The 21,248-nt window shown below is 55.2% G+C and carries 17 protein-coding genes and 1 tRNA gene; 5 read left to right on the plus strand and 13 right to left on the minus strand.

The window, feature by feature from the left end:
• Positions 1-131 precede the first annotated feature (131 nt).
• Positions 132-827 (minus strand): hypothetical protein, encoded by a 696-nt coding sequence (locus AB8818_RS15795; RefSeq protein WP_192984133.1) that lies wholly within the window; start codon positions 825-827, stop codon positions 132-134.
• 498 nt (positions 828-1,325) lie between these two features.
• The gene (locus tag AB8818_RS15800) at positions 1,326-1,667 is read right to left on the minus strand and encodes a SymE family type I addiction module toxin (RefSeq protein WP_192984130.1); all 342 of its coding nucleotides are present in this window, start codon (positions 1,665-1,667) and stop codon (positions 1,326-1,328) included.
• A 136-nt stretch (positions 1,668-1,803) separates the two neighbouring features.
• On the opposite strand from AB8818_RS15800, the gene AB8818_RS15805 reads away from it, so the two are divergent.
• Positions 1,804-2,007, plus strand: coding sequence for a toxin-antitoxin system HicB family antitoxin (locus tag AB8818_RS15805; protein WP_163330015.1), 204 nt, complete (start codon positions 1,804-1,806; stop codon positions 2,005-2,007).
• Between the two features lie 36 nt (positions 2,008-2,043).
• Here the strand turns inward: AB8818_RS15805 and AB8818_RS15810 are convergent, their stop codons facing one another.
• Both AB8818_RS15810 and AB8818_RS15815 read right to left on the minus strand, forming a co-directional pair.
• The gene (locus AB8818_RS15810; protein ID WP_243865722.1) at positions 2,044-2,805 is read right to left on the minus strand and encodes a hypothetical protein; all 762 of its coding nucleotides are present in this window, start codon (positions 2,803-2,805) and stop codon (positions 2,044-2,046) included.
• Between the two features lie 112 nt (positions 2,806-2,917).
• Positions 2,918-3,012 (minus strand) — tRNA-Sec (locus AB8818_RS15815).
• Between the two features lie 288 nt (positions 3,013-3,300).
• Here AB8818_RS15815 and AB8818_RS15820 point away from each other — a divergent pair.
• Positions 3,301-4,692: a glycoside-pentoside-hexuronide family transporter gene (locus AB8818_RS15820; protein ID WP_006812442.1), complete on the plus strand. Its 1,392-nt coding sequence runs from the start codon at positions 3,301-3,303 to the stop codon at positions 4,690-4,692.
• Positions 4,693-4,704: 12 nt separating this feature from the next.
• A complete protein-coding gene (yicI, locus tag AB8818_RS15825; RefSeq protein ID WP_192984127.1) occupies positions 4,705-7,023 on the plus strand; it encodes an alpha-xylosidase in 2,319 nt (772 codons plus the stop codon).
• Positions 7,024-7,083: 60 nt separating this feature from the next.
• Here yicI and AB8818_RS15830 read toward each other — a convergent pair whose 3' ends face one another.
• Entirely contained in the window at positions 7,084-8,787 is a 1,704-nt protein-coding gene (locus AB8818_RS15830; RefSeq protein ID WP_163330018.1) for an AsmA family protein, read from the minus strand.
• Positions 8,788-8,906: 119 nt separating this feature from the next.
• Positions 8,907-10,298: an NCS2 family protein gene (locus AB8818_RS15835; RefSeq protein WP_163330019.1), complete on the minus strand. Its 1,392-nt coding sequence runs from the start codon at positions 10,296-10,298 to the stop codon at positions 8,907-8,909.
• Positions 10,299-10,523: 225 nt separating this feature from the next.
• On the opposite strand from AB8818_RS15835, the gene gltS reads away from it, so the two are divergent.
• Positions 10,524-11,726 carry a sodium/glutamate symporter gene (gene gltS / locus AB8818_RS15840; RefSeq protein ID WP_116342955.1) on the plus strand — a complete coding sequence of 401 codons (1,203 nt, stop codon included), beginning with the start codon at positions 10,524-10,526 and terminating at the stop codon, positions 11,724-11,726.
• Between the two features lie 2 nt (positions 11,727-11,728).
• Here gltS and recG read toward each other — a convergent pair whose 3' ends face one another.
• The 5 genes from recG to gmk are packed head-to-tail and all read right to left on the minus strand — an operon-like array spanning position 11,729 to position 17,595.
• Positions 11,729-13,810 (minus strand): ATP-dependent DNA helicase RecG, encoded by a 2,082-nt coding sequence (gene recG, locus AB8818_RS15845; RefSeq protein ID WP_116342957.1) that lies wholly within the window; start codon positions 13,808-13,810, stop codon positions 11,729-11,731.
• A gap of 3 nt (positions 13,811-13,813) precedes the next feature.
• Entirely contained in the window at positions 13,814-14,503 is a 690-nt protein-coding gene (trmH, locus tag AB8818_RS15850; protein ID WP_116342959.1) for a tRNA (guanosine(18)-2'-O)-methyltransferase TrmH, read from the minus strand.
• 4 nt (positions 14,504-14,507) lie between these two features.
• Positions 14,508-16,622 (minus strand): bifunctional GTP diphosphokinase/guanosine-3',5'-bis pyrophosphate 3'-pyrophosphohydrolase, encoded by a 2,115-nt coding sequence (gene spoT / locus AB8818_RS15855; RefSeq protein ID WP_028015011.1) that lies wholly within the window; start codon positions 16,620-16,622, stop codon positions 14,508-14,510.
• Positions 16,623-16,641: 19 nt separating this feature from the next.
• Entirely contained in the window at positions 16,642-16,917 is a 276-nt protein-coding gene (gene rpoZ / locus AB8818_RS15860) for a DNA-directed RNA polymerase subunit omega (RefSeq protein WP_000135058.1), read from the minus strand.
• A gap of 54 nt (positions 16,918-16,971) precedes the next feature.
• The gene (gmk, locus tag AB8818_RS15865; protein WP_010426438.1) at positions 16,972-17,595 is read right to left on the minus strand and encodes a guanylate kinase; all 624 of its coding nucleotides are present in this window, start codon (positions 17,593-17,595) and stop codon (positions 16,972-16,974) included.
• 251 nt (positions 17,596-17,846) lie between these two features.
• Here gmk and ligB point away from each other — a divergent pair, with 251 nt between their 5' ends.
• Positions 17,847-19,517, plus strand: a complete 1,671-nt coding sequence (gene ligB / locus AB8818_RS15870) for an NAD-dependent DNA ligase LigB (RefSeq protein WP_192984125.1) — start codon at positions 17,847-17,849, stop codon at positions 19,515-19,517.
• A 2-nt stretch (positions 19,518-19,519) separates the two neighbouring features.
• Here the strand turns inward: ligB and AB8818_RS15875 are convergent, their stop codons facing one another.
• Both AB8818_RS15875 and AB8818_RS15880 read right to left on the minus strand, forming a co-directional pair.
• The gene (locus tag AB8818_RS15875; RefSeq protein WP_061096641.1) at positions 19,520-20,137 is read right to left on the minus strand and encodes a trimeric intracellular cation channel family protein; all 618 of its coding nucleotides are present in this window, start codon (positions 20,135-20,137) and stop codon (positions 19,520-19,522) included.
• Positions 20,138-20,343: 206 nt separating this feature from the next.
• Complete coding sequence (locus AB8818_RS15880; RefSeq protein ID WP_116342963.1) at positions 20,344-21,207, minus strand: YicC/YloC family endoribonuclease; 864 nt, start codon at positions 21,205-21,207, stop codon at positions 20,344-20,346.
• Between the last annotated feature and the right edge of the window lie 41 nt (positions 21,208-21,248).

Consider the following 21,248-nt stretch of genomic DNA (forward strand, 5'->3'; position numbering starts at 1 on the left):
TGCATTCATTGCGATTTTTTCGGGCAGCCAGGTTACGGCAAATAGTGCAAATATTATGACGAATAAAAGGGGAATGGCGCCTCTCAGGAAGAATATGAGTTGGCCTTTTAACCAGTCTTTAATAGTTTTGATCATCCCTTTATCATCCTTGAAATCGCATATGCAATGTCGTTGTCTGAAGCATAAGCTTGGTTAAGTATGGGGGACCTCATTATTATGGGCTCAATCAAGAAAAACATCATTTCAAGTTCTTCCTGATAGAGTAGATTATAATAATAAGCATTATAATTTTTTAGATGGTTGGCGCTTCTGGATGCCTGCTCAACGACACCATAAACTTTTAAACCAAGAACGGCATAAGTAGAAAACGATGTGATCTTTTCCTTCATCCAAATGTTGGTATGAACACTAGTACAAATTGCAATAGTTGCCGAATATATAAAAGCTTGGCTGGAGAGCATTGATGATGAAATTGATACACCCAAATTCATAAGATTTCGTTGTATGCTATGTATTCTTTTTTCACTCTTGTTGCCTAGTAAGCTTTTAATATAAATATAGAACATCTTATAGATAACGTCTCTGTGTTTTATTAGCTGGACGATGCCTGTCAAAAATCTTGAGTCTTCTTTGCGTAATCGTAAACATACATCCTGGTAATTTTCAGTAAAGCACGAAAGCTGATAGCTTAATCGCGTTGCCCCATCATCTAACAGTTGCGCTTGCTTTAATACTTCATTTTTTACGCCTGTTAAGGCGTGTTCTAATTTTAAAGCCAATATTTTATGTGCATCTATTGATGTTATTAATGAGTCACTATAATACATATTGCACTCTTTAACAGTAAACAGAGGCACAAGTTCCTATTAATATTTGCGTTCTGCTGTGATGCATATCGCAATACTTAATCTTTAATAAAAAATACAGGGATATAAACCTTCGAGTAATATTTGTCGTGAATAATTGTTGGCTATCAATTTAGATATTGTATGAGCGTGAGAATTAGGGCGTTAGATCGGTTGTATATTAGTTTAATAGCCGTATGGCCGATAAAGGCGAAACTGGGTGCCACGAGCTGAGCGTAACTACGAGTGTTGCTTTGAGATTGTAGCGATCGCTCACTGGAAATCTGATGTCTCCTTTCCTGGCAAACTATCCGGAATTTCCGGATAGTTGAATGCTGATCAATTTCGCCATCAGAAATTCTATTTATGAGATGCTAATTGATGGTTCGAACAGGGAGATTGGGTTGCGACTTTCTCTGCATGTCCTCTCCCATCTACATCGTCTAACGCGCCTGGCGGGTTGTATGCCAGAAACAGTCGCTAAGCCAGGTGGCTTGTATTTGATTTTGCGGGGCGCTTTCCAGGACGCTGAGTTTGAATCGCTGCAAGCGCATCTTCTATCTCAATGAGCTTTGCTTTCGTGCGTTTATAATCATCCTGCAACCTCTGTTCCTGCTCGTTATACGCCACCAGAACGATGCACCCTTTCATCGCCTTTACCGTGACCTTCTGTCCGGAATCAAAAACCGCCGCGCGCAGCCACTTGCCGGAAAGGGCGATTTTCGGCGTGGATTTGTCGAAAACACTCGGGCGGTTTCCCACAATTAACGAACGCTCGGTTCCGGATTGGTCGGTGTCTGGGGCTGAATGCGAATCAGCCATAATCAACTCCTTGATAGTTGGTGAGGTTAGCTCTCGTCCGGTATTGCGAGTATCTGGCGAGGGCGTTTCAATCTGAGGTTGTCGTATGTTAAGGTACGTATCTCAATGAAGATATCTTGCTCTTCTAGGTACGTACATGGCAACAGCTAAACGTGACCCTAATCAGTCAAAATCCGGAAAAGCACCGACTTTTCAGATACGTATTACGCAGGAATTGAAGGCGCAGTTTGAGGCTGCGGCGAAGGAGGCGGGGATGAGTTTGGGGAATTGGTTGAAAAACCTTGGTAGAGAAGAGCTAAAAAAAAACAATAATAAAAATTACTTGAATGAAACTAAATGAGAGGCACAGAACTTTATACTGTACCTCTTTTTTAAATCATCTTATAACTTTTGGATTAACCCAATTCCATTTTATATTCCTAATGACATCAGATTGAGTTATTTGGCAGTCAATAAATGTCGAGATACAAGGGATGTTGAATTTCAATAAATCAATATCTGTTTGGCTTAGTTTAAATGTGAATGTATTATTTTCTAATATGAAGTTATCGGAGGATTTTGCTTTTATAGTTACAGAGTATTCACCCGCTTTCCACCAAATAAAGTTTTCTCGTGAGGTAATCAGATTATGATATTGTTGCGATTCTTTCAGTTTTTTAATAAAGTCTACTGATGATTTACTTTTAAGATAGTTTATATGAGAAAGTAATTCATTTTGTAGTAATGAATCTTGTTCATGATATTTAGGTTCTTGAAATTTTATAAATTTTTCTGTCAATAGATCTTGGAAAAGATTTATTGCAATCGCAGGATAATCTTTTGTGATATATTGTTTATTACCACTGTCATCACTAATTTCGTTTTGGATTTCAGTAATCCCGACCCATTTCAAACTATGAATATCACCATCCATATGTTTTATTTCAATTGAAAGATCCTCGATTAATAATGGTTTTTTATTAGAAAGGAGATTCATCCTTAAATTAAAAATAGGACCAAAAGAAGTATAGCTTATCTCTAGGGTATTGTTATAGTAAAACTTCAACTTTGGTTTGGTTATGTATTTATAAAATAAATTAATTATTTGAGGTAGCCAGGCTGCGGCACCAATATACGCGACTATATCTCCAGTACTCATGCTATTATCCCCAATATTTAATTTTAATAAATTTAGCATTTTTAAGTAAAATATGCGAGAGATAGATAACGGAGATGTTTTGTTTAGTCTTTGGAGAGAAATCATAGGATTTTGGCGGAAGATCACAGGAGTCGAACCTGCCCGGGAACGCTGGCGTCCCCAACTGGATTTGAAGTCCAGCCACCTCACCGGAGATGACGATCTTCCGCGCCTGCATTGCTACATGGAGGCGGGGCGCATTATAGCTACTTTCAGGCATTTACCACATACCCCCACACACTTTTTTCACCTCTCTTTTGACCTGTACACCTCTGTTTCAGTTAATTCTTAAGAAAATCCTCAGGTTAGCCTTTCGTGCTGCCAACATTTACCGCGATCACAAAAAACAAGAAACGTAATTTGCTAACCAGAAAACGCAATACCCGCCTTTGAAACAATGGTTTAAAACCAATGCAACCGGTCTCAGCGCCCCCTACAGCGTGAAGGATAAAAAAGATGAGCGAAGTATTGTCAGTAAAAGAGAAGATTGGCTACGGCATGGGAGACGCCGCCAGCCACATCATTTTTGATAACGTCATGTTGTACATGATGTTTTTCTACACCGATATTTTCGGCATTCCCGCCGGGTTTGTCGGCACCATGTTCCTGCTGGCCCGCGCGCTGGATGCGATCTCCGACCCGTGCATGGGGCTGATTGCCGACCGCACCCGCAGTCGCTGGGGCAAGTTCCGTCCGTGGATTTTGTTCGGTGCCATCCCGTTCGGTATCGTCTGCGTGCTGGCCTATACCACGCCGGACCTTAGCCTCAACGGTAAAATGGTCTACGCCGCCGTGACTTACACGCTGCTGACCCTGCTCTATACCGTGGTCAACATCCCCTACTGCGCGCTGGGCGGCGTGATCACCAACGACCCGACGCAGCGTATCTCCCTTCAGTCCTGGCGCTTCGTGCTGGCGACCGCGGGCGGCATGCTCTCCACGGTGCTGATGATGCCGCTGGTGAACCTCATTGGCGGCGACGATAAGGCGTTTGGCTTCCAGGGTGGGATTGCCGTGCTGTCGGTTGTCGCTTTCCTGATGCTGGCGTTCTGCTTCTTCACCACCAAAGAGCGCATTCAGGTGCCGCCGAGCACTACTTCCATGCGGGAAGACCTGCGCGACATCTGGCAAAACGACCAGTGGCGCATCGTTGGCGTGCTCACCATCCTCAACATACTCGCCGTCTGCGTGCGCGGCGGCGCGATGATGTACTACTGCACCTGGATCATGGGCTCGCCGGAGGTGTTCGTCGCGTTCCTCACCACCTACTGCGTCGGCAACCTGATCGGCTCCGCGCTGGCGAAACCGCTCACCGACTGGAAATGCAAGGTCAGCATCTTCTGGTGGACCAACGCCGCGCTGGCGGTGGTCAGCGTGGCGATGTTCTTCGTCCCGATGCACGCCACCGTGCTGATGTTCGGCTTCATCTTCGTCATCGGCGTGCTGCACCAGCTGGTGACGCCGATTCAGTGGGTGATGATGTCCGATACCGTCGACTACGGCGAATGGACCAACGGCAAGCGCCTGACCGGCATCAGCTTTGCGGGCACGCTGTTCGTGCTGAAGCTCGGCCTGGCGCTGGGCGGGGCGATGATCGGCTGGATGCTGGCAGGCGGCGGCTACGACGCGGCGGCCAAAACCCAGAACAGCGCGACCATCAGCATCATTATCGGCCTGTTTACCCTGGCCCCGGCGGTCTGCTACGTGCTGAGCGCCATCATCGCCAAACGCTATTACACGCTGAAAACCCCTTTCCTGACCAAAATCCTGGGCGAGCTGGCGCAGGGCGCGCGCCGCAATCAGCAGGAGTTTGAAAACCTGCCGGTCAGCAAAGAATTGCAGAACTAAGAGGACGAGAGCATGAAAATCAGTGATGGAAACTGGCTTATTCAACCGGGCCTGAACGTGACGTATCCGGTGCAGGTGTTCGACGTGGAGCAGCAGGGCAATGACCTGGTGGTGTTTGTTGCGCCGCGCGACGTGCGTGAACGCACCTGGCAGCTCGACACGTTGATGTTCACGGTGCGTCTGTTTTCCCCGGAGGAAGGGATTGTCGGGGTGCGCATCGAGCACTTCCAGGGCGCGCTGAATAATGGCCCGCACTACCCGCTGAACGTTCTGAAAGACGTGAAGGTAGAGATTGAAAACAACGCCGATTTTGCCGAGCTGAAAAGCGGAAGCGTCAGCGTGCGCGTCACCAAAGGCGAGTTCTGGGCGCTGGATTTCCTGCGCAACGGCCAGCGCATTACCGGCAGCCAGCTGAAAAACAACGGCTACGTGCAGGACAGCAATACCGAATGCAATTACGTGTTCGAACGTCTGGATCTGGGCGTGGGGGAAACGGTCTACGGTCTGGGCGAGCGCTTTACCGCGCTGGTGCGCAACGGCCAGACGGTCGAAACCTGGAACCGTGACGGCGGCACCAGCACCGAGCAGTCCTACAAAAATATCCCGTTCTACCTGACCAACCGCGGCTACGGCGTGCTGGTGAATCATCCGGAAAACGTCTCGTTTGAAGTCGGCTCCGAGAAGGTCTCCAAAGTGCAGTTCAGCGTGGAAGGGGAATATCTCGAGTACTTCGTGATCGACGGCCCGACGCCGAAAGAGGTGCTGAACCGCTATACGCAGTTTACCGGGCGTCCGGCGCTGCCGCCTGCGTGGTCGTTCGGCCTGTGGCTCACCACCTCATTCACCACCAACTACGACGAAGCGACGGTAAACAGCTTTATCGACGGCATGGCCGAGCGCGACCTGCCGCTGCACGTCTTCCACTTCGACTGCTTCTGGATGAAGGCCTTCCAGTGGTGCGACTTCGAGTGGGACCCGGTGACCTTCCCGGATCCGGAAGGGATGATCCGACGCCTGAAAGAGAAAGGGCTGAAGGTCTGCGTGTGGATTAACCCGTACATCGGCCAGAAATCCCCGATCTTCCGGGAGCTGAAAGAGAAGGGCTACCTGCTCAGGCGCCCGGACGGCTCCCTGTGGCAGTGGGACAAATGGCAGCCGGGGCTGGCGATCTACGACTTCACCAACCCGGACGCGTGTCGGTGGTATGCCGACAAGCTGAAAGGCCTGGTGGAGATCGGCGTCGACTGCTTCAAGACCGACTTCGGCGAGCGTATCCCGACGGACGTGCAGTGGTTCGACGGGTCCGATCCGCAGAAGATGCACAACCACTATGCCTACATCTATAACGAGCTGGTGTGGAACGTGCTGAAAGAGACGGTGGGAGAAGAAGAGGCGGTGCTGTTTGCCCGTTCGGCGTCCGTGGGTGCGCAGCAGTTCCCGGTACACTGGGGCGGCGACTGCTACGCTAACTACGAATCGATGGCTGAAAGCCTGCGCGGCGGGCTGTCGATTGGCCTGTCCGGCTTCGGGTTCTGGAGCCACGATATCGGCGGGTTCGAAAACACTGCCCCGGCGCACGTCTACAAGCGCTGGTGCGCGTTCGGGCTGTTCTCCAGCCACAGCCGTCTGCATGGCAGCAAATCCTACCGCGTGCCGTGGTCGTACGATGACGAGTCCTGCGACGTGGTGCGCCACTTCACCCAGTTGAAGTGTCAGCTGATGCCGTATCTGTATCGCCAGGCGGCGCTGGCGCGTGAGTTCGGCACGCCGATGCTGCGGGCGATGATGCTGGAGTTCCCGGACGATCCGGCGTGCGATTACCTTGACCGTCAGTACATGCTGGGGGATTCAGTGATGGTCGCGCCGGTGTTCTCTGAGACGGGGGACGTGCAGTTCTACCTGCCAGAAGGCCGCTGGACGCACCTGTGGCACAACGACGAACTTCAGGGCAGCCGCTGGCATAAGCAGCAGCACGATTTCATGAGCCTGCCGGTCTACGTGCGCGACAATACCCTGCTGGCGCTGGGTAACAACAACCAGAAGCCGGACTACGCGTGGAATGAGGGAACGGCTTTCCAGCTGTTTAACCTGGACGATGGCGCAACGGCGGTAAGCGAGGTGCCTGCGGCGGACGGTTCAGTGGCGTTTACGCTGAAGGTGTCACGTCGGGGAGACATTGTGACCTTTACCGGCGCGGGAGACGCGCAAAACTGGTCGGTGTGCTTGCGCAACGTGCAGAAGGTGAGCGGCGTAGAAGGTGGTTCACACGCGGGCAGCGAGTGGGGTGTGGTGGTGAAAGCGGAGGGGGAAGTGGTGGTGGTTCACCTTTAATTCCCCTCACCCTAACCCTCTCCCCAAAGGGGCGAGGGAAGGGTTTGCTCCCTCTCCCTTTCAGGGAGAGGGCTGGGGTGAGGGTGGTGTCGACACCACACCGCCCGTCATCGTCTGCTGCACCTGCTGTTTATCCATATTCACCGCGTTCAGCTTGCCGTTCACCGTTGGCTTCAGCGGGGCATTTGCCTGCACGCTGCCGCTGGCGGTCATCTGAATATTGCCGTCGCCCGTAATCGGCAGCGCAGGCCAGCCCCACTGCTGCAGCACGTTGAGCGGCACGCCGCGCCCGTTCAGGCTCACCGTGGTCTGCCGCTGTGGCAGCTGTGAGACCGTCGCCGTGGCTTCCAGAATGCCTTTCTCGGTAAACGCGCTCAGGTCGGTAATGTTCACCGTGGCGGCGTTGGCATTCAGCGCCAGCGACGGACGGCGTACGTCGACGCGGTTAAAGGTTGCCGCCGCGCCATTCAATGTTGCGCTGCCGCCCCAGACGCCCCACTGGCGATCTTTCACCAGCTGCAGGTTTGCGCCATAGCCGTCCAGAGAGGTGATCTGCCACGGGAAGGCGGGATCGATGTCGATCACCAGGTTGCGGCTCAGGCCGAATTTTTGCAGCGTGACGCTGTGCAGCCATTCCGGCAGCGGATCCATCCACAGCGTTTTCCAGTTCTGCGGCAGGGTGTACTCCAGCCCGGCGATGGCGACATCGTCCAGCACCAGCGCTTTGCCGTCGCGCAGCCAGTTACCGGACGTGCGCACCATGCCGCCTTCCCAGCGGGAGGTGAACTGGCGCAGCGCCATGCCCTGCGGGGAAAACTCCGCATTCAGGATCGGGTCGAAAAGGTGCAGCGAGCCGTAGATAAACTCGCTGGCATTCATGGACAGGCGGCCTTCCTGGCTCTGCCAGTCGCCTTTGCTGAGAGTCAGGTTGCGCAGGCTTAAGTCGAGATCGGTCACCGCCCAGTCCGGACCCTGAAGCCTGGCGTCGGTCACGTCCAGACGGCCAATCTGTAAAGAGGGAATGGTGGCCAGCGGTGCGAAGAACGCCGTCAGCGTTTTGTCGCTCTGCAGGCGGATCTCGTTCAGGCGCATCGTGTCGATAATCCAGCTCCCGTCGGCGTTGCGCAGGGCGGAGCCGGTGAGCGAACCGCGGGCCATGTCGGCACCAATCGTTTTCAGCACCACCTCCTTGCCGTTCAGCTGCCCCTCGATCAGCACGTTGGTGGCCGGTACGCCGTTCAGGGTCAGCGAGCCCGCGCTCATCTGGATCTGCGCGTTATTCCCCAGCACGTTGCCGGCTTCCGGCTGCCATGGGCTGACGCCGCCCGTGACCTTTTGCGCGCTCAGGTCCCATTCAGTATTCGGGCTGTTAAAGGCCATGTTGTTCAGCTGCAGACGATCGGCCTGGAAGGGCAGCGGTGCTGTTTGAGGCGAGAGATTCAGCGTACCGTCGAACAGGGTGATGGTGCCCATGTGCAGCGGATCGGTGATCTGACGGCTGCTCAGGCCAATATCGACTTTTTTGGCAACTAATGTGGCAGGTTTACCATCCCGCCCAAAGGTGACGTTTTCCAGAATGATGTGGGAAGGCGACGAAAAGCGGTGATTCATTTTATCGAAACTGAGTTCGTAGTCGGTATTCACCGTAATCCAGCTGCTGACCTGAGCCGCGCCCCAGCGGGTCTGGAGCAAAATATAGAACGCCAGCAGCACAATAAGCAGGGCTATCAGAAGATAGACGAGTAGCTTTCCAATAAATTTCATGGTCTTCCATCCCGCAAAACGAACATAAGGGAGTTATGCACGATTTATACGCAATGCTCAAGGCGGGAATGGTGTAATTAGATGTCACGGCAGGCATTGACTGCCTGCCGTGAGGGAGATCAGTTCTTCTCAGGCGGGAAAACGAGGTTCAGCACGATAGCGGTGATACCGCCCGCGGCAATGCCGGAAGAGAGCAGGTTTTTCACCCAGTCCGGGGCAAACTGCAGGATCAGCGGCTGCTGGGAAACGCCTAGGCCAACGGCCAGCGACAGCGCGATAATCATGATCGCGCGGCGGTTCAGCGGCTCGCGGGAGACGATACGCACGCCGGAGGCCGCGATAGTCCCGAACATCACTAGCGTTGCGCCGCCGAGCACCGGCTCAGGAATGTGCTGCACAAAGCCGCTCACCGCCGGGAACAGGCCGAGGACGATTAGCATGAGCGCCACCACAAAACCAACGTAGCGGCTGGCCACGCCGGTCAGCTGGATCACGCCGTTGTTCTGGCCGAAGCAGGAGTTCGGGAAGGTGTTGAATACCGCAGAGACAAACGAGTTCAGGCCGTTCGCCAGCACGCCGCCTTTCAGACGCTTCATGTACAGCGGGCCGGACACCGGCTGCTCGGAGACGTCGGAGGTGGCGGTGATATCGCCGATGGTCTCCAGAGAGGTGATCATAAAGACCAGCATCAGCGGCAGGAGCAGGCCCCAGTCAATGCCCAGTCCGTAGTACAGCGGCGTGGGTACGGTGATCAGCGCGCTGTTGGTCGGCGCGGTGTTTTCCGGCAGCATGCCCAGCGCCCACGCCAGCAAATAGCCCGCCGCCATGGCGATCACCAGCGAGGCGACGCGCAGGTAAGGGTTACGCTGACGGTTAAGCAGAATAATGATTGCCAGCACTACGCCCGCCAGCAACAGGTTTTTCGGCGCGCCGAAGGTGTGATCGCTCATTGCGGAATAGCCGCCGCCGATGGAGGTGAGGCCCACCTGGATCAGCGACAGGCCGATAATCATCACCACCACGCCGGAGACCAGCGGGGTAATGACGCGGCGAGCCAGATGCAGCACGCGGGAGATGACCATCTCCGTGCAGCTGGCCAGCATCAGGGTGCCGAACAGCGCCGCCATCATGGTTGGGACATCCGCACCGCCGGTTTTCAGCGCCGTACCGCCCATGATCAACGGTGCCACGAAGTTAAAGCTGGTGCCCTGAATCGACAATAATCCAGAGCCCACCGGACCCCACGCTTTAATTTGAATAATGGAGGCCACGCCGGAAGCGAACAGAGACATACTGATGATGTGCTGCGTATCCTGCGCCGGTAAGCCAAGTGCCTGGCAGATCAGCAGCGCCGGAGTGATCACGGCAACAAACATCGCCAGAAGATGCTGGCAGGCGGCGAAAAGCGTCTGTGGAAGCGGCGGGCGGTCTTCAAGGCGGTAAATCAGTTCGCTATTATGCTTCTGCGCAATCGGTTGCGCATCAGGCGACTCTATGGTGTTAACGGACATCGGCGGCAATCCCACGGTGGAAAAGCGGGCATTTTATCTGACCACCTGGTAAAAGCAAACGATTGCCAGCAAAAAAAGGGAAGAAAATCTGCTGCTGTGAGCAGGTTTTCTACAACGCATCGGGAAAAAAAATTACACTTTTTGCGCCGGGGGCTCATGAAGAGCGCAAACCGGCCCAGGATAACGCCGCGTGTGTATGGAACACGCGCAAAACAGGAGCCTTTTATGATTCATCTCGATACGTTGTCGACCCTTGTTGCCGCAACGCTGGTCTTACTGCTTGGCCGTAAGCTGGTACATAGCGTTTCCTTTCTGAAAAAGTACACTATCCCTGAACCCGTCGCCGGCGGTCTGCTGGTGGCGCTGGCCCTGCTGATACTGAAAAAAAGCATGGGCTGGGAAATTGATTTTGATATGTCCCTGAAAGACCCGCTGATGCTGGCCTTCTTTGCCACTATCGGCCTGAACGCCAACCTGGCGAGCCTGCGCTCGGGCGGTAAGGTGCTCGGCGTATTCCTGATTGTGGTGGTGGGGCTGCTGCTGATGCAAAACGCCATTGGCATCGGTATGGCGACGCTGCTGGGGCTGGATCCGCTGATGGGTCTGCTGGCGGGGTCGATTACCCTTTCGGGCGGCCACGGCACCGGCGCCGCGTGGAGCAAGCTGTTCATCGAACGCTACGGGTTTGAAAACGCAACGGAAGTGGCGATGGCCTGCGCGACCTTTGGCCTGGTGCTGGGTGGCCTGATTGGTGGCCCGGTGGCGCGTTATCTGGTGAAGCACTCCACCACGCCGAACGGCAGACCTGACGATGAAATGGTGCCGACCGCGTTCGAAAAGCCGGACGTTGGACGCAGCATCACCTCACTGGTGATGATTGAAACTATCGCGATGATTGCCATCTGCCTGACCGTGGGCAAAGTGGTTGCGCAATGGCTGGCGGGTACCGCGTTTGAGCTGCCGACCTTTGTCTGCGTGCTGTTTATCGGGGTGATCCTGAGCAACGGTCTGGCGCTGATGGGCTTCTACCGCGTGTTTGAACGGGCGGTATCGGTGCTCGGCAACGTCTGCCTGTCGCTGTTCCTGGCGATGGCGCTGATGAGCCTCAAGCTGTGGGAACTGGCCTCGCTGGCGCTGCCGATGGTGGCGATTCTGGCGGTGCAGGCGCTGTTTATGGCGCTGTACGCCATGTTCGTGACCTGGCGCATGATGGGCAAAAACTACGATGCGGCGGTGCTGGCGGCGGGTCACTGCGGGTTTGGTCTGGGGGCAACCCCAACGGCTATCGCCAACATGCAGGCGATCACCGAACGGTTCGGGCCATCGCATATGGCGTTTCTGGTGGTCCCGATGGTTGGCGCATTCTTCATTGATATCGTTAACGCGCTGGTGATCAAGCTGTACCTGATGCTGCCGATGTTTGCCTGAGATCAGGCGTTGGAATAGCGTTCGGTTTCCGGCATCCAGCGTTCAATTAACGCTGCCGCCTGTTCGGGGTAGCGTTCATGAATATGTCGCGCAAGGCGCTGAACTTCGGGGATCATGGCCTGATCGCGCAGTAAATCCGCTACTTTGAATTCTGCGTTACCCGTCTGGCGCGTGCCCAACAGTTCACCCGGGCCGCGGATCTCCAGGTCTTTTTGCGCAATCACAAAACCGTCGTTGCTGTCGCGCAGCACCTGCAACCGCATCTGGGCTGTTTTTGAGAGCGGGGCTTTGTAGAGCAGTACGCAGTGGGACGCTACCGCGCCACGGCCAACGCGCCCGCGCAGCTGGTGGAGCTGAGCAAGGCCCAGACGCTCCGGGTTTTCGATGATCATCAGGCTGGAGTTGGGTACGTCAACGCCCACTTCAATGACCGTCGTCGCAACCAGCAAATGCAGATCTCCCTGTTTGAAGGACTGCATCACCGCCTGCTTCTCGGCAGGCTTCATGCGGCCGTGAACCAGGCCAACGTTCAGCTCGGGTAGTGCCAGCTTGAGTTCTTCCCACGTCGCTTCGGCGGCCTGCGCTTCCAGCAGTTCAGACTCTTCAATCAGGGTACAGACCCAGTAGGCCTGACGCCCTTCGTGGGTGCAGGCGTTGCGCACGCGGTCAATGATATCGCTGCGGCGCGTGTCAGGAATGGCGACCGTCGTGACCGGGGTACGGCCCGGCGGCAGTTCGTCGATGGTGGAGGTATCCAGATCGGCATAGGCGGTCATCGCCAGGGTGCGCGGGATCGGCGTGGCGGTCATGATCAGCTGATGCGGGTGGAAGCCCTGCTGCAGCCCTTTTTCCCACAGCGCCAGACGCTGATGCACGCCAAAGCGGTGCTGCTCGTCGATAATCACCAGCGCAAGGCCGTTAAACTGCACCTGCTCCTGGAAGATGGCGTGCGTGCCGACAATCATCTGCACCTGGCCGCTGGCGATGGCTTCCTGCTGCGCAAGACGCGCTTTACCTTTTTGCTTCCCGGCAAGCCAGCCCACTTCAATCCCGAGCGGCGCGAACCATGTGCGGAAATTGTTGGCGTGCTGCTCGGCCAGCAGCTCTGTCGGTGCCATCAGTGCGACCTGCTTGCCATGGGCGATGGCGCGTAACGCGGCCAGGGCGGCAACCAGCGTTTTACCGGACCCGACGTCGCCCTGCACCAGGCGCATCATCGGCACGTCGAGCGCCATATCGCGTTCGATCTCGGCGGTGACCCGCGCCTGCGCGCCGGTGGGCTTAAAGGGCAGCGAGGCCAGCAGCTTATCTTTGAGCGCATCATTCTGGCTTAACGGCTGAGCGTGGAAACGCTGCGCGCCCGCGCGAAGCGCCAGCATGCTCAGGTTATGCGCCAGTAATTCCTCAAGGATAAGACGCCGTTGGGCGGGATGTTTGCCGCTTTCTAAATCGCTGAGCTGCAGCGTTGGCGGCGGGCGGTGCAGGGTGCGCAGCGCCTCTGGCAGGCTCATCATGCCCTGAGCCAGTTCTGGCGGCAGCAGCTCGGTAATGGCGCAGGTATCCAGCAGCTCCAGCGCCTGATCGGTGAGCTTACGCAGCGTTGCCTGCTTGATGCCTTCCGTCGTCGGGTAAACCGGGGTGAGCGTCTCCTGCAGCTCCGGCGTGCTGAGATCGCCCTGCACGCGGTACTCCGGGTGGATCATCTCTGCGCCGTATTTCCCGCGTTTAGCTTCGCCATAGGCCAGCACCCTGCGGCCCGTCGCCAGGCTGTTTTTCATCGCCGCGCTGAAGTTGAAGAAACGCATGGTGAGGATGCCGGTGCCGTCGCTGATCTGGCAGGTCATCATCCGGCGTCCGCCGAAAGTGATGTTGCAGTTCAGGACTTCGCCTTCAACGGTGGCGTAAATGGCGGGAAGCAGATCGCCAATCTTGTAGAGTTGAGTGCGGTCTTCGTAACGCAGGGGGAGGTGAAGCAGGAGATCCTGCACAGTGTGCAGGCCAATTTTTGCCAGCTTATTGCTTTGCGCCGCGCCCACGCCCGTCAGGCTGTTGAGCGGGATAGCATCCAGCAGGCGGCCTTTCATCGGTTACCCGGCGTACTGCATGGTGGCCCACCACTCGGCATCGGCTTCAATTTCGCCCTGCGCGTTGACGTGGGGGTAAGGCAATTTTTTCTGCTTCGCAACGCGGGCCAGCACCGGATAGCCACCTTCAAACAGCAGGCGCTGCTGTTCCTCTTCCGGCAGCATGCTGTTGCTGCGCTCGTACATCCCGGCGTTCTGACGCTGGCGCTGCGCTTCATACAGAATGAGCGCGGACGCTACGGAGACGTTAAGGGACTGGACCATGCCGATCATCGGAATGATGATGTCCCGATCCGCCAGATCCAGCGCTTCCCGGGAGATCCCGGTTTTTTCCTGGCCCATCAAAATGCAGGTCGGGCGGGTATAGTCGATCTCGCGGAAATCCACGGCTTTAGCGGAGAGGTTTGTCGCAAGAACCTGCATCCCGAGGCCTTTCAGGTGCGATACGGCTTCGCTAATGGTTTGATGGTTTTTGACCGAGACCCAGCTGTTACTGCCTGCGGCAGCGGAGACCATGTTGCGCATGCGGTTGCCTGGCCAGACGGCGTGCACTTCATGCACGCCTACGGCGTCAGCGGTACGGACGATAGCAGCAACGTTATGTGGTTTATGGACCTGCTCCATGCAGACCGTCAGGTCAGGCTGACGCCTGGCGAGCATTTCGCAGATACGGGCATAACGTTGTGAATTCATAAACCTAGTTTCGGTTTCGGGTGACTTTAATCACGTCCGGCATGACGCGGATCTTGCGCATAATGTTCGCCAGATGCACGCGGTCGCGAGCGGTCAGACGAATAAAGGCGCTGTACACGCGGCCGTCTTTTTCTTCCGTATTCAGGCTCTGAATGTTGGACGAGGCCGTGTTGATTGCTGCCGTCAGGTTCGCCAGAGCACCCTGGTGATTGAACATATCCACCTTAATTTCGGTGATAAATTCCTGCGCGGTCTCTTTATCCCACTCGACCGCCATAAACTTCTCGGCTTCTTTCTGGTAGCCGCGAATGTTACGACAGGATTCATGGTGGATAACCAGCCCTTTGCCCGGGCTGACGTGCGCGATAATCGGGTCGCCAGGGATTGGGCGGCAGCATTTTGCGAAGGTGATCAGCACCCCGTCCGCGCCTTTAATCGGCAGATGAGCATGGCCGGATGCGCCTGGAGCAGAAGGCGTCGCTTCGCCCTGCTGCAGGTTTTTCGCCACCACGACGCTCATGGCGTTGCCCAGACCAATTTCCGCCAGCAGATCGTCCAGAGACGTGAGCTTCATACGGTCGAGTTCACGCTGGATATGCTCCGGCGGGATCTCAGCCAGCTTGCGGCTGCCGCCTAACGCGTGGTTGAGCAGACGACGCCCCAGGCTGACGGAGTCGTCGCGCTTGAGGTTTTTCAGCAGCTGACGGATTTTTGCGCGCGCTTTGGAGCTCACGACAAAGTTCAGCCAGGCCGCGTTCGGACGTGCGCCCGGCGCGGTAATAATTTCCACCGTCTGGCCGCTGGAGAGCGGCTGAGACAGCGGGTAAGGCTGTCTGTCGACGCGCGCGCCGACGCAGGCGTGCCCGATATCGGTATGCACGGCGTAGGCGAAGTCGACCGGCGTTGCGCCCGCAGGTAGTTCGACAATGCGGCCTTCTGGGGTGAAAACGTAAATCTCATCCGGGAAGAGATCGGATTTAACGCTCTCGATAAATTCAAACGAGCTACCCGCACTCTGCTGAAGCTCCAGCAGGCTCTGCATCCAGCGCTGGGCGCGGATTTGTGCGGTCGTGCTGCTTTCGCCACCGTGCTCTTTGTACGCCCAGTGTGCGGCAACACCCATTTCTGCCATCTGGTCCATGTCTTCGGTGCGGATCTGCACTTCAACAGGCACGCCGTGCGGACCGATCATCGAGGTATGCAGAGATTGATAGCCGTTCGCTTTCGGAATGGCGATGTAATCTTTCATGCGTCCCGGACGCGGTTTATAGAGGCTGTGCATCTGCCCCAGCACGCGATAGCAGGTGTCCGAATCGTGGACGATTACGCGGAACGCGTAGATATCCATGATCGAGTGAAAACGCTGCTCTTTGAGCACCATTTTGCAGTAGATGGAGTACAGATGTTTCTCGCGACCGCTGACGCGGCACGGAATTCCCGCTTCCTGTAAGCGCCCTTCAATTTCAGAGAGGATCTTTTGAATCATCTCTTTACGGTTACCGCGGGCGGCTTTTACCACCTCTTTGATTACGCGATAGCGGTTCGGGTACAACGCTTCAAAGCCCAGCTCTTCCAGCTCGGTTTTGATGTGGTGAATACCTAAACGGTGCGCCAGCGGACTGTAGATTTCGAGGGTTTCACGGGCAATGCGGCGACGTTTATCCGGGCGAAGTGAGCCCAGCGTGCGCATGTTGTGGGTACGGTCAGCGAGTTTGATGAGAATGACGCGGATATCCTGCACCATCGCCATAATCATCTTGCGGAAGTTTTCGGCTTGCGCCTCTTTCTTGTCGCGGAATTTCAGCTTATCAAGCTTAGAGACCCCTTCCACCAGCTCGGCAACGCTTTTGCCAAACAGCTGTTCCATATCCTGGTAGGTGGCAGGGGTATCTTCGATCACGTCGTGCAGCAGGGCGGCCATCAGCGTTTCGTAGTCGAGTTTCATCTCGGCCAGAATACAGGCTACCGCAACCGGGTGCGTGATATAAGGTTCACCGCTTGAACGTGTCTGGCCCTCGTGAGCGTCACGTGCAACGAGATACGCCTGCTGAAGACGCTTAATCTGGTCTTCAGGCAGGTAGGTTTGAATCAGTTGATTCAGGCTTTCAAACAGATACAAGGGCGACCCGCAGGTTTAATTAACGACGACCTTCAGCAATGGCGGTTACGGCCTGCAGTTCTGCGGCTTCCTGCTCTTGCTGCTCCTGGCGCTCACGTACGTCGAGGATCTGGTTGTTAATCAGACCTTCTTCGATTTCGCGAAGTGCAATAACGGTGGTTTTATCGTTTTCTTCCGGTACCAGCGGATCTTTACCGCCTACCTGCATCTGACGAGCGCGACGCGCGGCGACCAGCACCAGGTCAAAACGGTTACCAATTTTCTCTACAGCGTCCTGAACAGTTACGCGTGCCATACTTAAAATGCTCCACAGGTGAAGAAATGACTGGGCATGATACTGAAAGTGGGTTCAGTCTGCCAACAGTTTGGTGATTAATGCGTCATGTCGCTGCTTCTGGCGGCTCATACGCAGTCGTTCTGCGCGAAGAATGGTTTTGAGATCGCTCAGCGCGGCATCAAAATCATCATTCACAATAAGGTAATCATATTCCGCGTAATGGCTCATTTCTGCAACTGCCTGTTCCATACGCTTTGCGATGACTTCTTCGCTGTCCTGACCGCGGCCACGCAGGCGGCGATCCAGCTCATCTTTCGACGGCGGTAAAATAAAGATACTGCGCGAGTCAGGCATTTTCTTACGAATTTGCTGTGCGCCCTGCCAGTCGATGTCGAGGAACACATTCACGCCCGTCGCCAGAACCTGCTCAATGGTTTCACGTGAGGTGCCGTAGTAGTTTCCAAACACTTCTGCGTGTTCAAGAAACGCGTCTCTGCCGATCATCGCTCTGAACTCGTCGTGATCCACAAAGAAATAGTGTTCACCGTGCACTTCACCCGGACGCGGCGCTCGCGTGGTGTGAGAAACAGAAACCTGTGTATCGTACAACGGTTGGGTTTTTAACAGTGCCTGAATAAGGCTGGATTTACCCGCGCCACTAGGGGCAGAAACAATATAAAGCGTGCCTTGAGCCATGAGAGTCTTTTGTATGTGTTAGCGAAGAAGTCCTACATACGGGCTTATTATACACGTCGCCGCTGTGTGACGTAGCCTTTGTCACACTTTTTCCCCTGGATTATTGAATTTTGCGTACCGTTTTCAGGTTTTACCTGCGGTTTGCAGCAATAAAAATTTACGCTGGATAGCGCCTCGCAGCGTGAAAGGTTGCTATTAGCGTCGTTTCTCACGCCAGGTTATACCTCCTGCATTGCAAAGGAGGGGTAGCGATGTGGCGATGGATAAGCGGGTTAATGTTGTTGTGGTGTGGTTACGGGGCGGCGGTGTGTCCGGTGTGGTCACAGGCAAAAGCCGAAAAAGAGATTGCGTCGTTAAGCGCACAAATTAAACGCTGGGATGACGCTTACTGGAAGCAGGGGGTGAGCGAGGTCAGTGACGAAGTGTATGACCAGCTCAACGGACGTTTAACCCAGTGGCAACACTGTTTTGGCAACGATCTTGCTGAGAGCTCCCTTCCTGCGCTGACCGGAAGCGTAAAACATCCTGTTGCTCATACGGGGGTACGTAAAGCAGCCAGCAAAGAAGCGCTGGGCCAGTGGATGCACGGCCGGAAAAATCTCTGGATGCAGCCAAAAGTCGACGGCGTGGCAGTGACGCTTGTGTATCGCAACGGAAAGCTGGCCCGGGCGATCAGCCGTGGTAATGGGCTAAAAGGCGAGGACTGGACGGCACGCGTGCGTTTGATTCCGTCCGTGCCTAAGGAGGTATCCGGCGTGCTGGCAAACAGCGTCTTACAAGGGGAGCTTTTCTGGCTACACGAAAACCACGTCCAGCGGCAGATGGGCGGAATGAATGCACGTGCAAAAGTGGCGGGCGCGATGATGCGACAAAAGGACAACGCGTTTCTGAACCAGACGGGAATATTTATCTGGGCCTGGCCGGATGGACCGAAGGGAATGGAAAACAGGCTTTCTGAGCTGTCCAGCGCAGGTTTTTCCCTGACGGCGCGCTATACGATGCCCGTACAGACTGTTGATGCTGTTGAAAAACAGCGTTTGGCCTGGCAAAACACGGCATTACCCTTTGCCACGGATGGCATAGTGGTTCGGTCTGCGGAGTCTCCTTCAGGGGAGCGCTGGCTGCCTGGCGAAGGCAATTGGGTCATCGCGTGGAAATATTCGCCTGCGGCACAGGTCGCTGAGGTCAGGAATATTCATTTTTCCGTGGGGCGCACTGGCAAAATTTCTGTCGTGGCGGCACTGGAGCCTGTCCAACTGGACGATAAACAGGTGCAGCGAGTGAGCCTGGGTTCGGTTGGGCGCTGGCAGAGGCTGGATATTGCCCCGGGCGATCAGGTTCAGGTAAGTCTGGCCGGGCAGGGTATCCCCCGGTTTGATAAGGTGGTCTGGCGAGGAACGGACAGACAAAAACCAGAACCACCGGCCTCGCGTTATCACTCCCTTAGCTGCTTTTATGCCTCGTCAGCGTGTATGGAACAGTTCTTTGCCCGGCTGACGTGGCTCAGTTCAAAGCAGGTATTCAACATTGAAGGATTAGGTGAGTCAGGCTGGCGGATGCTCTGGCAGGCACATCATTTTGAACATCTCTTTTCATGGCTGCTATTAACGCAGGAACAGCTGCAGTCGACGCCGGGGTTTTCCGCAGCGCGCGGGCTCGCGCTCTGGCACCGCTTTAATCAGGTGCGCGAGCAGCCTTTCATCCGCTGGATTATGGCTCTGGGTGTTCCGTTACCGCAGGCGTCGCTGAAGGCTTCAGGGGAGGTGTCCTGGCAGAAGATGAGCGAGCGCAGCGCAAAGTCATGGCAGACCCTGCCGGGAACGGGAGAGGAGAAGGCGCGGCAAATCGTTAGCTGGCTGCACGCGCCAGAGATTGATGTGCTGGCGAAGTGGCTCGCTGGACAGCACATCAACGGGTTCTGAGATTAGTGAGCGCCGTGCTTATAGTGAAACACAGGCAGCCCGAGCTTCAGACGCAGCGCCAGCATGCGGGCCGTAAAGCCAAACAGCAGCGTGGAGATGACCACCACATCGTGGTTTGAAACGTAATGCTGCAGGGCAATGTAGAGCACCGCTGCGGCGAAGGAGATGCCGGCATACAGCTCTTTTTGAAAGACCAGAGGAATGCGTTTGCAGAACATATCGCGCAGCACGCCGCCGAATACCCCCGTGACCACGGCCGCGATGGTAGCGATAACCGGACCTTCCCCCATATCGAGCGCGATTTGCGCGCCGATGATTGAAAAAACGATCAGCCCCAGCGCATCAAGCACCAGGAACAGGCGGCGCAGATGGGGCATAACGGGTGCCACTATGGTGGTTAATACGGCAGCCGTTGCGACGATAATCACGTACTCAGGATGCTTCACCCAGCCAAGCGGGTAATGGCCAAGCAGGATATCGCGCACGGAACCGCCGCCCAGCGCGGTTGCAGTAGCAATAATGATCACGCCGAAAGTGTCCATCCGGCGACGCCCGGCGGCGAGAGCGCCAGTCATGGCTTCTGCGGTGATACCAATGAGATAAAGAATGTGAAGCAGCATATACCCTCCGGTGTGAACGCGGGAAGGTTAGCGATTTGTGCGCAAGATCACGATTGAGATTTTCTAAGGCGATTGGATTTCACCTATAAAATCTAATCAATACATGCTGAATATGGTTGATTATTGGCAGGTGAATTGGAAAAGGTGTGAAAATTCGAATTAGAAATAATAATGGGTGGCATCAGCCGATACCACCCAAAAAGGGATTACTCAATATTCTGGATCTGCTCGCGCATCTGCTCAATCAGAACCTTCAGTTCAATCGCTGAGTTGGTCACTTCAGCATTGATAGACTTAGACGCCAGAGTATTCGACTCGCGGTTGAACTCCTGCATCATAAAGTCCAGACGGCGGCCTACAGCTTCCTTCTTCTTCAGTATGTTGTAGGTCTCTTTCACGTGCGCTTCCAGACGATCCAGCTCTTCGGCCACGTCAACGCGCTGCGCCATCAGCACCAGCTCTTGTTCCAGACGGGTGTTTTCCAGCTGAACTTCCGCTTCTTCCAGCTTGGCGACAAGTCGTTCGCGCTGCCATTGCAGCACTTCTGGCATGTGGGTGCGGACTTTGGCCACTTCGGTGCTCACGCCTTCAAGACGCTGCTCAATCATCGCTTTTAGCGCCTGGCCTTCGGTTTCTCGGGCAACGATAAAATCGTCCAGCGTGCCGTCGAGGGCTGCCAGAATTTCAGCGGCAATGGCATCCAGATCCTGCTCACCGGCGGCCATGACCCCAGGCCAGCGCAGAATATCAACCGGGTTGATTTCGCCTTCATCGCTCTGCATTTTGACCCAGTTCGCCGCATTCACGAGCTGTTTCGCCAGCTTTTCGTTGAGGATAAGTTCGCCCTGCGCGCTGGCATCTGGCTCAAAGCGCAGGTTGCATTCCACTTTCCCGCGGGTCAGACGCGTACGGATACGCTCGCGCACCACAGGTTCAAGGCTGCGGAACTGTTCCGGCATACGGAAATATGTTTCCAGATAGCGCTGGTTTACCGAACGCATTTCCCAGGTAGCGCTACCCCAGCTACCCTTGATTTCACGCCGGGCGTAGGCGGTCATACTGCGGATCATAGACATTCCCGTTTTTAAAGGAGAGATGGGGGGATTATAGC

This window comes from Enterobacter sp. KB-280D8 (assembly GCF_041399405.1).
GTDB lineage: Bacteria > Pseudomonadota > Gammaproteobacteria > Enterobacterales > Enterobacteriaceae > Enterobacter > Enterobacter cloacae_N.

Excerpts from the sequence above, each read along its gene's own strand:
- AB8818_RS15810 (WP_243865722.1), bottom strand. The coding sequence starts at position 2,805 with ATGAGTACTGGAGATATAGTCGCGTATATTGGTGCCGCAGCCTGGCTA.
- AB8818_RS15835 (WP_163330019.1), bottom strand. The coding sequence starts at position 10,298 with ATGTCCGTTAACACCATAGAGTCGCCTGATGCGCAACCGATTGCGCAG.
- AB8818_RS15875 (WP_061096641.1), bottom strand. The coding sequence starts at position 20,137 with ATGCTGCTTCACATTCTTTATCTCATTGGTATCACCGCAGAAGCCATG.
- rpoZ (WP_000135058.1), bottom strand. The coding sequence starts at position 16,917 with ATGGCACGCGTAACTGTTCAGGACGCTGTAGAGAAAATTGGTAACCGT.
- AB8818_RS15880 (WP_116342963.1), bottom strand. The coding sequence starts at position 21,207 with ATGATCCGCAGTATGACCGCCTACGCCCGGCGTGAAATCAAGGGTAGC.
- AB8818_RS15830 (WP_163330018.1), bottom strand. The coding sequence starts at position 8,787 with ATGAAATTTATTGGAAAGCTACTCGTCTATCTTCTGATAGCCCTGCTT.
- trmH (WP_116342959.1), bottom strand. The coding sequence starts at position 14,503 with ATGAATTCACAACGTTATGCCCGTATCTGCGAAATGCTCGCCAGGCGT.
- gltS (WP_116342955.1), top strand. The coding sequence starts at position 10,524 with ATGATTCATCTCGATACGTTGTCGACCCTTGTTGCCGCAACGCTGGTC.
- ligB (WP_192984125.1), top strand. The coding sequence starts at position 17,847 with ATGTGGCGATGGATAAGCGGGTTAATGTTGTTGTGGTGTGGTTACGGG.
- recG (WP_116342957.1), bottom strand. The coding sequence starts at position 13,810 with ATGAAAGGCCGCCTGCTGGATGCTATCCCGCTCAACAGCCTGACGGGC.
- gmk (WP_010426438.1), bottom strand. The coding sequence starts at position 17,595 with ATGGCTCAAGGCACGCTTTATATTGTTTCTGCCCCTAGTGGCGCGGGT.
- AB8818_RS15800 (WP_192984130.1), bottom strand. The coding sequence starts at position 1,667 with ATGGCTGATTCGCATTCAGCCCCAGACACCGACCAATCCGGAACCGAG.
- AB8818_RS15820 (WP_006812442.1), top strand. The coding sequence starts at position 3,301 with ATGAGCGAAGTATTGTCAGTAAAAGAGAAGATTGGCTACGGCATGGGA.
- AB8818_RS15805 (WP_163330015.1), top strand. The coding sequence starts at position 1,804 with ATGGCAACAGCTAAACGTGACCCTAATCAGTCAAAATCCGGAAAAGCA.
- yicI (WP_192984127.1), top strand. The coding sequence starts at position 4,705 with ATGAAAATCAGTGATGGAAACTGGCTTATTCAACCGGGCCTGAACGTG.
- AB8818_RS15795 (WP_192984133.1), bottom strand. The coding sequence starts at position 827 with ATGTATTATAGTGACTCATTAATAACATCAATAGATGCACATAAAATA.